The following is a 12413-nucleotide window of genomic DNA, read 5'->3' on the forward strand; positions in this document are numbered from 1 at the left end:
AGGCCTCCGATGCTCAAGCCGCGTCACACCGCCACCCGCGAGCTCCTCAACCTCGACGGCATGTGGAGCTTCGCCGTCGCCGGGGAGGACCTCGCCACGCCGTGGGCGGGGCCGCTCGACACCGACCTCGACTGCCCCGTGCCCGCGTCGTACAACGACCTGTTCACGGACTCCGCGATCCGCGACCACGTCGGCTGGGTCTGGTACCAGCGCACCGTGCGCGTCCCCCGCGGCTGGGACGGCGAGCGCATCCACATCCGCCTCGACGCGGCGACCCACGAGGGCGTCGTCTACGTCGACGAGACCGAGGTGGTCCGCCACGAGGGCGGCTACCTGCCGTTCGAGGCCGACATCACCGACCACGTGACGGCCGGCCAGGAGTTCCGCCTCACCATCGGCGTCAACAACGTCCTCACCCCCGACACCATCCCGCCGGGCCTGGTGAAGGAGCTGCCGGACGGCCGCAAGCAGCAGGGCTACATGCACGACTTCTACAACTACGCGGGCCTGCACCGCTCCGTGTGGCTGTACAGCGCGCCCGCGACCCGCGTCACCGACGTCACCGTGGTGACGGAGGTCGAGGGCGCGGCGGGCCTGGTCCGCTACGCGGTCGAGGCGACCGGCGACGCCGAGGTGCGCCTCACCCTGAGGGACGAGTCCGGGGCCGTGGTCGCGTCCGGCACCGGCGCCGAGGGCGCCCTCCGCATCGAGGACGTCCAGCTGTGGCAGCCGGGCGCCGCGTACCTCTACGACCTCGCCGTCGAGCTCGTCGACGGCGGCACCGTGGTCGACGAGTACCCGCTCCACGTGGGTGTGCGCACCGTCGAGGTCAAGGGCAACCAGCTCCTCATCAACGGCGAGCCGTTCTACTTCACCGGCTTCGGCAAGCACGAGGACATCGCCGTCAAGGGCAAGGGCCACGACGACGCGTACCTCCACCACGACTTCCAGCTCATCGACTGGATCGGCGCCAACTCGTTCCGCACCTCGCACTACCCGTACGCCGAGGAGGTCATGGACTACGCGGACCGCCACGGCATCGTCGTGATCGACGAGACCGCGGCCGTGGGCCTCAACTCGAAGATCTCCGGCGGCATCGCCGACATGATGGCCGCCCTCGGCGGCGGCAGCGGCGAGGAGGGCTTCGGCCCCAAGATGGCCGAGGCGCACCGCCGGGAGATCCGCGAGCTCATCGCGCGCGACAAGAACCACCCGTCCGTCGTGATGTGGTCGATCGCGAACGAGCCCGACACCATGGCCGAGGTCAGCGAGGGCTACTTCGCGCCCCTGTTCGACTACGCGCGCGAGCTCGACCCGACCCGCCCGGTGACGTTCGTCAACGTGATGATGGCGCCGCCGAACGTGTGCAAGGTGTCGAAGTTCGCGGACGTGCTCTGCCTCAACCGCTACTACGGCTGGTACATGGACACCGGCGACCTCGCCACGGCGGAGGTCCACCTCGAGGCCGAGCTGCGCGGCTGGGAGCAGATGTACGGCAAGCCGATGATCATGACCGAGTACGGCGCCGACACCATCCCCGGCCTGCACTCCGTGTGGGACCAGCCGTGGACCGAGGAGTACCAGGCCGACCTGCTCGACATGTACCACCGCGTCTTCGACCGCGTGGACTCGATGATCGGCGAGCAGGTGTGGAACTTCGCCGACTTCCAGACCTCGGTCGGCATCTTCCGCGTCGACGGCAACAAGAAGGGCGTCTTTACCCGCGACCGTCGCCCCAAGGCCGTCGCGCACTCCCTGCGCAAGCGCTGGACCGCCATGCGCGACGCGGACTGAGCCTCCGGCGCCGGCTCCTCGGGGCCGGCGCCGGACCCGCCCGGCGGCCTCGGCCGCGGGGCACAGCCCGTCCGCCGAGGGGGCGGACGGGACCCTCCCCACCCGATTCGATGGCAAAGGAGCCACGATGACCACGACGACGACGTCGCAGCAGCCGGCCGCCGCCGGCGCTGCCCCCGGACCGGGGAAGCTTCCCCGGATCAGCTACTTCGGCTACGCGGCCGGCGACATGGCGAACAACCTGGCGTTCACCACCGCGACGATGTTCCTCCTCGTCTACTACACGGACGTGGCCGGCATCTCCGCCGCCGCGGCGGGAACGCTGTTCCTCGTCGCCCGCATCTTCGACGCCTTCACCGACGTGTGGGCCGGCCGCGTGGTCGACAAGACCTACACGCGCCGCTGGGGCAAGTTCCGGCCGTTCATCCTGTTCGGCGCCTTCCCGCTGCTCGCGCTCACGTTCGCGACGTTCCACGTGCCGCAGATCGGCGAGTCGGGCATGCTGCTCTACGCGTACGTGACGTACATCGCCCTGGGCCTCGCGTACACGTTCGTCAACATCCCCTACGGCTCGCTCGCCGCCGCGATGACGCAGGTGCCGGCCGAGCGCGCGAAGCTCGCCTCGGCCCGCACCATCGGCGCCGCGGTGACCGGCGGCTTCCTCGGCATCTTCGTCGCGCCGATGCTGACCTCGGACCGCGACCTCCAGCAGGTGTTCACCAACGTCACGCTGCTCTTCGTGGTGGTCGGGTGCGCGCTCTACTTCTTCACCTTCATGACCGCCAAGGAGCGCGTCGAGCGCGACGTGCCGCACGTGTCGATGCGCCAGTCCTTCGCCAACCTCAAGGGCAACAAGCCGCTGCTCATGCTGTGCGTCAGCACCCTGCTGCTGCTCACCGGCATGATCACCAGCTCGACCGCGTCGATCTACTTCCTGCGCGACGTGTTCCAGTCGCTGCACCTGTACCCGGTGGTCGCCGGCTCGCAGCTCGTGCTCATGCTCGTGGTCGCGCCCTTCGTGCCCAAGGTCGTCCGCCGCTTCGGCAAGCGCACCGCGTACATCGCGGGCGGCATCATCGGCGCGACCGGCTCGACCATCGCCTTCCTGGCGCCCTCCGTCTGGATCGCGCTCGCGGGCAACATCCTCGGCATGTTCGGCATCCTCTTCGTGTCGATCGTCATCTGGGCGCTCGAGGCGGACACCGTCGAGTACGGCGAGTGGAAGACGGGCGTGCGCACCGAGGGCACCACGTACGCGATCTTCTCGTTCACCCGCAAGGCCGGCCAGGCCCTGGGTGGCGCGCTCGGCGCGTACGCCCTCGCGGTCGGCGGCTACGTCGCCGGCGCCGAGGTGCAGTCGACAGCCGCCGAGTGGGGCATCCGCGCCGCGGCCGGCCTCATCCCGGCGCTGCTCACCCTGGGCGCCGCGCTCGTCATGCTCGCGTACCCGCTCACGGACGATCTCCACGCGCGCATCGTCTCCGAGATCAAGGAGCGCCGCGCCGCCGCGGGCGACGAGTCCGCCCACGACCCGCACACGTCCACGGCCGCGCTCGCGACCGAGGACCCCCAGCCGCCGTTCTCCGGCACCGACACCAAGTAACCGGGCGCGAGCCCAGGAGGAGCACCACCACCATGAGGATCGACAAGGCCGAGGTCGTCGTCACGAGCCCCGACCGCAACTTCGTGACGCTGCGTCTCACCACCGACGAGGGCCACGTGGGCCTCGGCGACGCGACGCTCAACGGCCGCGAGCTGGCCGTGGTCGCGTACCTCAAGGAGCATGTGGTCCCGCTCCTCCTGGGCCGCGACCCGGCCGCCATCGAGGACACCTGGCAGTACCTCTACCGGGGCGCCTACTGGCGCCGCGGGCCCGTCACCATGGCCGCGATCGCGGCGGTCGACATGGCCCTGTGGGACATCAAGGGCAAGGCCGCAGGCATGCCCGTCTACCAGCTGCTCGGCGGCGCCTCCCGGAAGGGCCTGCTCGCGTACGGCCACGCCTCGGGCAAGACCACCGACGAGCTGTTCGACTCGGTGCGCTCCCACCTCGAGCAGGGCTACCGGGCCATCCGCATCCAGACCGGCGTGCCCGGCCTCAAGGCGATCTACGGCATCGCCTCGCAGGGGGCCGATGCGGGGGACGCGGACGTGCGCTACGACCACGAGCCCGCGCGCCGCGGCGCGCTGCCGATGGAGGAGGACTGGGACACCCGCGCCTACCTCCGCCACCTGCCGGGCGTCTTCGAGGCCGTCCGCAACGAGTTCGGCCCCGAGCTGCCGCTGCTGCACGACGGCCACCACCGGATGACCCCCATCCAGGCCGCCAAGCTGGGCAAGGAGCTCGAGCCCTACGACCTGTTCTGGCTCGAGGACTGCACGCCCGCGGAGAACCAGGAGGCGCTGCGCCTGGTCCGCCAGCACACCACCACGCCGCTCGCGATCGGCGAGATATTCAACACGGTCTGGGACTTCAAGGACATCATCCGCGAGCAGCTCATCGACTACGTCCGCGGCGCGGTCACCCACATGGGCGGCATCACGCCGCTCAAGAAGACGCTCGACTACGCGGCGATGTACCAGATCAAGTCCGGCATGCACGGGCCCACGGACATCTCGCCCGTGGGCATGGCGGCCGCGATGCACCTGGGGCTCGCGATCCACAACTTCGGCATCCAGGAGTACATGCAGCACGGCTCCCGCACGAACGAGGTGTTCCAGCAGTCCTTCACCTGGGCGGACGGCATGCTGCACCCGGGCGACGAGCCGGGCCTGGGCGTGACGCTCGACGTCGACGAGGCCGGCAAGTATCCCTACGCTCAGGCGTACCTGCCCTACAACCGCCTCCACGACGGGACCATGCATGACTGGTGACGCACCGCTGCTCGTGGTGATGGGACCGTCCGCGACCGGGAAGTCCACGGTCGGGGCGGCCCTCGCCGCGGCGCTCGGCGTGCCGTTCGTCGACGGCGACGACCTGCACCCGGCCGCCAACGTCGCCAAGATGGCCGCCGGCGTGCCGCTCGAGGACGCCGACCGATGGCCGTGGCTCGACAGCGTCGGACGGACGCTGGACGATGCGGCGGACGCCGGGGGAGCGGTGGTCGCGTGCAGCGCCCTCAAGCGGGCCTACCGCGACCGCATCCGCGCCGTCGCGCCCGCGGCACGGTTCGTCGAGCTCGCCATCACCGAGGAGGAGGCGGTGCGCCGCTCCTCGGCTCGAGCGGACCACTTCATGCCGCCCGCGCTCGTCGCGTCGCAGTTCGCCACCCTCGAGGTGCTCGGCGGCGACGAGCCCGGGGCCCGGGTGGACGCGACCCTTCCCGTGGCGCGCATCGTCGCCGAGGCCGTCGCGGCGCTCGGTCCGGACGCCTGACGCGGAGCAACCGCCGCCGCACACCCGTGAGCACCATCCCCCTTCAACGCAGCAGGACGAGGAGAACCCCATGACCGACACCGTGAACGAGACCACGGTCCGCCCCTGGATGAACGAGGACCTGACACCGCGCGAGCGCGCGGTCGCGCTCGTCGGCGCGATGTCCACCGAGCAGAAGATCGCGCAGCTGCACGGCGCGATGGCGACGATCGACCTGTTCGCCATGGCAGGCGAGATGCCCGACTTCTCGCAGATGACCGAGGAGGAGATGGAGGCTCTTGCCGCGCAGCTCCGCATCGACCGGCACGTCAAGGGCGACGACGACCTCGGGATCCCGCGCCTGCGCGTCACCAACGGTCCGGTGGGCGTCGGGATGGGCGACGGCACCCCCAGCCCGCCCGCGACCGCGCTGCCGATGACGATCGGCGTCGCCGCCTCGTTCGACCCCGCGATCGCCGCGCGCTATGGCGACATCATCGGCAAGGAGTCCGCCCACCTCGGCCAGCATGTGCTGGAGGGGCCGGGCCTGTGCCTCCACCGGCTCCCCAACGGCGGCCGCAACTTCGAGTACTTCTCGGAGGACCCCTACCTCACCGGCGTGATGGGCACGGAGGTCATCCGGGCGATCCAGTCCAACGACGTGATCGCGATGGCCAAGCACTACGTGCTGAACGACCAGGAGATCGAGCGCATGCGCGCGAACATCGAGGTCGACGAGCACGTGCTGCGGGAGCTGTACCTGCTGCCGTTCGAGATGGCGTGCAAGGACGGCGAGGTCGCCTCGATCATGAGCGCGTACAACCGCGTGCGCGGCACCTACGCGTCCGAGAACCGCTACCTCCTCCACACCGTCCTGCGCGAGGACTGGGGCTGGGACGGCTACGTCCAGTCGGACTTCTGGGCGGCGCACTCGGCCGCGCCGTCGCTGAGCGCGGGCCTGGACCTCGAGATGCCCGACAGCAAGTGGTTCAACGAGACCAACCTCAAGGCCGCCCTGTCGGACTTCACGCTCGAGATGGCGACGCTGGACCGCGCGCTCGTGCGTCGCTTCACGCAGATGTTCCGCTTCGACCAGTTCGGCAAGCCGTATGCGCCCACGGAGATCCCCGCGCACGAGCACGGCGCGGTGAGCCGCCGCATCGGTGCCGACATGGCGGTGCTGCTGAAGAACGATGTGCAGGCGCTGCCGCTGCCGGTCGAGGCCGGGAAGGTCCTCATCGTCGGCATGGACAAGTTCGCCGCGAAGGCGTGCCAGGGCGGCGGCGGCTCGTCGCGCGTGGACCCGCTGTACACGGTGGACCCGCTGCCGGGCACGCAGGACGTGCTCGCCGCGCTCGGGTCGACGTCGTCCGTCGAGCTGCTCGTGGTCGAGCGCGACCTGTCGAACCTCGAGGACGCGAAGGCCGCCGCAGCGGCCGCCGACACCGTGCTGATCATGGCCGGCTCGATCGCCACCGAGGGCGCGGACACCCCGACCCCCGAGATGCCCTTCGGCCAGGACGCCATGGTCGCCGCGCTGCTCGGGGCGAACCCGAGCGCGGTCGTCGTGCTGAAGAACAGCTCGCCGGTCATGCTTCCCTGGATCGACGAGGCCTCCACCGTCATCGAGGTGTGGAACCAGGGCGCCGAGGACGGCCACACGGTCGCCGACCTGCTCTGGGGCGTCACCTCGCCGTCGGGCAAGCTGCCCACCACCTACGCCGCGCGCCTCGAGGACCTCATGCACCACGAGGACCCGGTCCGCTACCCGGGCACGGACGAGGGCGACGGATTCCCGACGATGCGCTACACCGAGGGCCTGCGGGTGGGGTACCGCTGGTTCCAGGCGGAGGGCATCGCGCCGCTGTTCCCGTTCGGCCACGGACTCGGCTACACGTCCTTCGAGGTGACCGATGTCGCGGTCTCGTCGGGCGCGTTCGACGGGTCGCCCGTCAAGGTGACCGCGACGGTGGCGAACACCGGTCCGCGTGCCGGCGCCGAGGTCGTCCAGGTCTACCTGGGGATCCCGGCGGACGGCCAGCCGCCCAAGCGCCTGGTCGGCTTCGCGAAGGTCGCGCTCGAGCCCGGCGCGTCGGCGCCCGTCGAGATCGTGATCGACCCGGCGGCGGCCCACCACCCGTTCTCGGTGTGGGACTACGCGACCGGCGCGTGGGCCACCCCGGCCGGCACGTACACGGTCCACGTCGGGACCTCGTCCGAGGACACGCCGCACGTCTTCGCGATCACCGTCGACCCGGAGGCCTGAGACCGGGGTCCGCGGGGACCGCTGCTGTTCCGGCCGCCCGGCCGCCCGACTCCTGTCGGGCGGCCGGGCGGCCGCGCACGTGGCGCCGATCGGCAGGTCGGCGCTAGCGTCGCTGGGGTGACCGGCTACAGCTTCGAGGCGACCCTCTACGCGTGGGACGCGCGCACGGACACGTGGATCTTCGCGGACGTGCCGTTCGACGTCGCCGACGAGATCGAGGACGCCCAGCACGGCCCGCGCCGCGGCTTCGGGGCCGTCAAGGTCGAGGTCGCGATCGGCGCCACGACGTGGCGGACGAGCATCTTCCCGTCGAAGGAGCGGCGCACCTTCGTGCTGCCCGTCAAGCGCGCGGTGCTCAACGCGGAGTCGCTCGCGCCAGGCGACACGCCGACGATCGCGCTCACACCGCTGACCTGACGGCGAACCCGTGCGACGCTGGGGCGATGGCGCACGCGATCGATCCCGTCCCCGCCCCGGCCCTGGCGAGCCCGCAGGCGGCGGCCTGGGTCGCGGCCGCGGTGACGGTGCCGCTCTACACGGTGATCGGCAGCGCCTGCGCGTACGCCGGAGCGCTGGTGTGGGAGGCGCTCACCGGCGACGGAGCGGGCATGCGGCTGCGGCTCGACCAGACCGAGGTCGCGGTCTTCGTCGTCACGGTCCTCATCATCGCCGTCGGCATCGTCGTGACCGCCCACACCGCGGGCCGCTGGGTCCACGGGCGCAGCGAGGGTGAGCCGTCGTCCGTCGCGGTCACCCGCTTCGCGGTGCTCGGCGGGGCCCTCGGGCTCGTGCCCGCGACCCTGATCGTCCTCGGCAGCGACCATCCCGCATCGGCGGTGTTCGTGCTCCTCGGCGTGGTGCTGCCGTGCGCGGGCGTCGCCGCGCTCGCCCGCGCGCTCGTGCCGCTCGTGGCGTCCTCGGAGGGCGCGATCGTCGTCGTGGCCGTCCTCGCGGTGATGTGCACGCTCGCCGCGGTCACCCTGCTGGCGGCCACATGGGCGACCTGGCCCCTCGGCACGTCGCGCGGGTGATCCGCGCCCGCGGGCGCACACTGGTGGACGAGGCACCAGCGCGGGTGCCCGATCGGAGGCCTGCCGATGTCCACCACCGATGCGACCGTCACCGCCCCTGAACGCCGGCTGAGCGCGACGCTCGGGGCGTGGCTCGCCACCGCGATCGGGATCCCCGTCTACGCCGTCGTCGCGCTCGCCCTCGCCTCCGCCGCGGCACCCCTCGCGCGGGCGCTCGCGCCCGATCGCGACACGGTCGAGGACCTCGGCAGGTTCCTCGCCGTCGCGGTGGCGAACGTGGGCGTGGCGCTCGTGGGCGTGCCCCTCGTGGCGCACACGCTCGGGCGCGTCGTCTTCGCGCGGACCGCCCGCGCTCCCGATCGGGCGGCCTCGCGAGGCTTCGCCGTCATGGGGGCGCTGCTCGCCGTGCCGCTCGTCGTCCTCCTCGCCTACGCGCAGCCGCTCCACGGCGTCGGGGGCCTCTACGCGGCGATCGCGGTGGGTATCCCGTGCGGCGTGACGGCGGGCCTCACCCGCGCGCTCCTGCCGTGGTTCGCGGCGACCCCGATCCGCAGGGGCATGGCCGCCGCCGCCGGAGGCGCGGGCGTGCTGGCCGTCGTGCTGTGGTCGCTCGTAGTGCTGTTCGGCGTCGACGTGTGAGCCGCGCGGCTCAGCCGCGCAGCACCTCGGCGACCACCGACGGCACCGCGCCCGCGACGTCCAGCGCGGCGACGGGCCCGCCGCCCGAGGCGCGCTCGGCGGCCCGGGCGTGGATCCACGTGGCGCAGGCCCCGGCCGCGTCCGCGCCGAGCCCGGCGGCGAGCAGCGCGCCCGCGATCCCGGCGAGCACGTCGCCCGCGCCCGCGGTCGCGAGCCACGCCGGGGCCTCGGGCAGCTCGATGGTCGCGCCGCCGGGGGACACGATGAGGGTGACGGCGCCCTTGAGCAGCACCGTCGCGCGTGCGGTCTCCGCGAGCAGCCGCGCGTGACCCACGCGGTCGCGCTCGACGTCGGCCGCGGTGACGTCGTGGCGCAGCGACTCGAGGGTGCGCATCAGCTCGCCCGCGTGGGGCGTGAGGAGCACGCGCTCGGCGCCGACCGCGCGGACGCCCGCCGCCCGGGCGCGCGCGACCGTCTCGAGCGCCCCCGCGTCGACGACCATGGGTGCGGACTCGGCCACCACCGCGCCGATCGCGGCGTCCTGCTCGGGGTAGTCGGACACTCCGGGGCCCACCACCCACGCCTGTGCCCGGGGGACCCTCTCCGCGACGTCGACCGGGTGGTGGATGACGGCCTCGGGACGATGCGCGAGCACCAGGTCCTGCGCGCGCTCGGGGCCGACGTAGCGCACCATGCCGGCGCCCGCGCGCACCGCGCCGGAGACCACGAGCGCGGCCGCGCCGGGATACGCCTCCGAGCCGGCCACGACGCCGACGACGCCCCGCGAGTACTTGTCGTCGGCCGCGCCGGGCACGGGCCACGCGGCGGCGACGTCCGCGCGCTCCCAGCGCCTCATCGGCGTCACCGGGGCAGGGACAGCGCGTACAGGTCGGAGTGCATCCACTGGCCGTCGCGCTCGATGTCGTTCTCGATCCGGCGCACGAGCGACAGCCCCAGGTGCGCCATGACCTTCGCCGACGCCTTGTGCTCGGGCCGGCAGCGCGCGTGCAGCTGCTCGAGCCCGTCCTCCTCGAGGAGCGCGTCGATCACCGCGCGCACGGCCTCCGTCGCGATGCCGCGGCCCCACAGGTCGCGCCGCACCACCCAGCCGAGCTCGCGGACCTCGGGCGTCGACTCGAGCGGGCCCCGTCCCTCGCCGTAGACCCCGACCCCGCCGACCACGGTTCCGGCGGGGATGCGCCCCGCGGCGCCCACCGCATCGTCCCTCAGGGTGATCGCCCACTGCGCGGGCAGCCCCACCTCTGCGGCCTCCTCGACCCAGGCCCGCGTGTCGTCCTCGCTGTTGGGGCCCCACTCGGTGAAGCGGCACACCGCGGGATCCGAGGCGTACACGTGGACATCTGCGGCGTCGTCGACGGTGAACGGCCGTAGCAGGAGTCTCGCGGTCTCGAGCGTCATATCCCGACGATACGCCCACGCCCGGGGCATGGGAGGATACCGCCATGGCAATGCGTGACATCCGAGTGATCGGCGACCCCGTCCTCCGCACCCCCTGCGAACCGATCACCGAGATCGACGATCGCGTGCGGCAGCTGGTGGAGGACCTGGTCGAGACCGTCGACCACGAGGGCCGCGCGGGTCTCGCCGCGAACCAGATCGGCGTGTCGCTGCGGGCGTTCTCGTGGAACATCGACGGCGACATCGGCTACATCCTCAACCCCGAGATCGTCGAGGTGAGCGAGGACTTCCAGGAGCTGGGCGAGGAGGGCTGCCTCTCGGTGCCCGGCCTCTGGTACCCGTGCGAGCGGCCCGCCTACGCGCGCGCCGTCGGCACCGATCTCAACGGCGACAAGGTCGAGATCGAGGGCGAGGAGATCTGGGCGCGCCTCATCAGCCACGAGTGCGACCACCTCGACGGCAAGCTCTACCTCGACCGCCTGCGCCGCGACGTGCGCAAGAAGGCGATGCGGGAGCTGCGCGAGTCGCTCGAGCAGAAGAGCTGATCAGGCCCCGAGCTCGATCCCCACGTCCGCGACGATCACCCGGCCCGCGGCGGCCGCCGCGGGCTGCTCGACCAGGCAGCGCTTGGGAGCGGTGAACGTGACCGTGACGTCGGCGACGACGTAGCGCGGCGGCACGTCCGGGCGCGCGCCCGGGTCCGGGGCGGGCAGCGCGGCGGAGTCCGCGGCGAGCCCCGAGGGCACGTCGACCGCCACGATGGGGAGCCCCACGGCGACCGCGCGGCCCAGCAGCGACCACGCCTCGTCCGGCAGGCCGGCGCGCCCGCCGATGCCTGAGAACCCGTCGATCACCAGCTGCGAGTCGAGGACGCGCTCGCGACCCAGCGGGAACGCGACGCCCGAGACCGCGCCCTCGCCGGCGGCCTCCTCGAGCAGGCGCACGCCCCGCTCGTGCGCGCGGTCCGCCGCGACCACCGCGACGACGCTCGCGCCGCGCCTGGCAAGGAGCGCTCCCGCGAGCAGAGCGTCGCCGCCGTTGTTGCCGGGGCCCGCCACGACGCACACCCGCAGGCCCTCGGAGGGGAGGCCGCGCTCCGCCGCGAGCTCGAGGGCCGCGTCCGCCACCGCGGCGGCGGCGCGGTCCATGAGGACGTCCTCGGGCACGTCTCGCATCGTGCGCGCCTCCGCGGCCCTGAGCTCGGCCACGGTGACGATGTTCTCGCTGGTCGCCATGGGGTCCACCCTCGCACGAGCCTCCGACATGCGGGGCGTGGCGCTGGCGCATCCGGCGCGGGTGAGGCAGAATCGTGGCACACCCGGTGCCACCGGCTGTTTCTTTCGAGGTCGTAGGGGAAGACGCACCTCAGAGGAAGGAAAGGGTCATGGCAGCAATCACCCGTGGTGTCCTTTTCGTGCACTCCGCGACCCGAGCGATGACTCCGCACATCGAATGGGCGGCGCAGGGAGTGCTGGGTTCGCGCGCCTCGTTCGAGTGGACGGATCAGCCCGCGGGCTCCGGCCTGCTGCGCGCGGAGGTCGCGTGGCAGGGCCAGCAGGGCACCGGCGCGAGCCTCGCGTCCGCGCTGCGCGGCTGGGAGCACGTGCGCTACGAGGTCACCGAGGAGCCGTCGTTCGGCGCCGATGGCGGCCGCTGGTCCCACACCCCGTCGCTCGGCATCTTCCACGCCGTCATCGACGTCCACGGCAACACGGTGGTCCCTGAGGACCGCATCCGTGCCGCGCTGGACAACGGCGCGACCATGGGCGACTTCCAGCGGGCGATGGACCTCGCGCTCGGCACCGCATGGGATCAGGAGCTCGAGCCGTTCCGCTACGCGGGCCACGGCGCGCCGGTCCGCTGGCTGCACCGCGTGGGCTGACGTGTGGGCGCGGACCAGGCGGGTTAG

The 12413-nt window shown here is 72.5% G+C and carries 13 protein-coding genes; 10 read left to right on the top strand and 3 right to left on the bottom strand.

Annotated elements, in window-relative coordinates; translation table 11 throughout:
• Positions 1 to 9 precede the first annotated feature (9 nt).
• The 8 genes from uidA to AOM07_RS10935 all read left to right on the top strand — a co-directional run bounded on the left by uidA (position 10) and on the right by AOM07_RS10935 (position 9085).
• Positions 10 to 1794 (top strand): beta-glucuronidase, encoded by a 1785-nt coding sequence (gene uidA / locus AOM07_RS10900; RefSeq protein WP_062313714.1) that lies wholly within the window; start codon positions 10 to 12, stop codon positions 1792 to 1794.
• A gap of 127 nt (positions 1795 to 1921) precedes the next feature.
• Positions 1922 to 3397, top strand: coding sequence for a glucuronide transporter (uidB, locus tag AOM07_RS10905; protein ID WP_084830262.1), 1476 nt, complete (start codon positions 1922 to 1924; stop codon positions 3395 to 3397).
• A 32-nt stretch (positions 3398 to 3429) separates the two neighbouring features.
• Positions 3430 to 4668, top strand: a complete 1239-nt coding sequence (gene manD / locus AOM07_RS10910) for a D-mannonate dehydratase ManD (protein WP_062313716.1) — start codon at positions 3430 to 3432, stop codon at positions 4666 to 4668.
• Positions 4658 to 5170, top strand: a complete 513-nt coding sequence (locus tag AOM07_RS10915) for a gluconokinase (RefSeq protein WP_062313719.1) — start codon at positions 4658 to 4660, stop codon at positions 5168 to 5170. The genes manD and AOM07_RS10915 overlap by 11 nt, the downstream gene beginning before the upstream one ends.
• Positions 5171 to 5240: 70 nt before the next feature.
• Positions 5241 to 7415, top strand: coding sequence for a beta-glucosidase (locus AOM07_RS10920; RefSeq protein WP_062313721.1), 2175 nt, complete (start codon positions 5241 to 5243; stop codon positions 7413 to 7415).
• Between the two features lie 117 nt (positions 7416 to 7532).
• A complete protein-coding gene (locus AOM07_RS10925; RefSeq protein ID WP_062313723.1) occupies positions 7533 to 7832 on the top strand; it encodes a DUF1905 domain-containing protein in 300 nt (99 codons plus the stop codon).
• A 26-nt stretch (positions 7833 to 7858) separates the two neighbouring features.
• Positions 7859 to 8446, top strand: a complete 588-nt coding sequence (locus AOM07_RS10930; protein ID WP_062313725.1) for a hypothetical protein — start codon at positions 7859 to 7861, stop codon at positions 8444 to 8446.
• A 66-nt stretch (positions 8447 to 8512) separates the two neighbouring features.
• Entirely contained in the window at positions 8513 to 9085 is a 573-nt protein-coding gene (locus AOM07_RS10935; RefSeq protein WP_062313728.1) for a hypothetical protein, read from the top strand.
• Between the two features lie 10 nt (positions 9086 to 9095).
• Here AOM07_RS10935 and AOM07_RS10940 read toward each other — a convergent pair whose 3' ends face one another.
• Positions 9096 to 9941 (bottom strand): NAD(P)H-hydrate dehydratase, encoded by an 846-nt coding sequence (locus tag AOM07_RS10940; RefSeq protein WP_156171910.1) that lies wholly within the window; start codon positions 9939 to 9941, stop codon positions 9096 to 9098.
• Positions 9942 to 9946: 5 nt separating this feature from the next.
• The gene (locus tag AOM07_RS10945) at positions 9947 to 10504 is read right to left on the bottom strand and encodes a GNAT family N-acetyltransferase (protein WP_062313732.1); all 558 of its coding nucleotides are present in this window, start codon (positions 10502 to 10504) and stop codon (positions 9947 to 9949) included.
• Between the two features lie 44 nt (positions 10505 to 10548).
• Here AOM07_RS10945 and def point away from each other — a divergent pair, with 44 nt between their 5' ends.
• Positions 10549 to 11049: a peptide deformylase gene (gene def, locus AOM07_RS10950; protein ID WP_062313734.1), complete on the top strand. Its 501-nt coding sequence runs from the start codon at positions 10549 to 10551 to the stop codon at positions 11047 to 11049.
• On the opposite strand, the gene AOM07_RS10955 is transcribed toward def, so the two are convergent.
• Positions 11050 to 11739: an NAD(P)H-hydrate epimerase gene (locus AOM07_RS10955; RefSeq protein ID WP_062313736.1), complete on the bottom strand. Its 690-nt coding sequence runs from the start codon at positions 11737 to 11739 to the stop codon at positions 11050 to 11052.
• Positions 11740 to 11888: 149 nt separating this feature from the next.
• On the opposite strand from AOM07_RS10955, the gene AOM07_RS10960 reads away from it, so the two are divergent.
• Positions 11889 to 12386 (top strand): DUF3145 domain-containing protein, encoded by a 498-nt coding sequence (locus AOM07_RS10960; protein WP_062313738.1) that lies wholly within the window; start codon positions 11889 to 11891, stop codon positions 12384 to 12386.
• Positions 12387 to 12413: the final 27 nt, after the last annotated feature.

The organism is Demequina rhizosphaerae (genome assembly GCF_000971255.1).
GTDB classification, from domain to species: Bacteria; Actinomycetota; Actinomycetes; order Actinomycetales; family Demequinaceae; genus Demequina; species Demequina rhizosphaerae.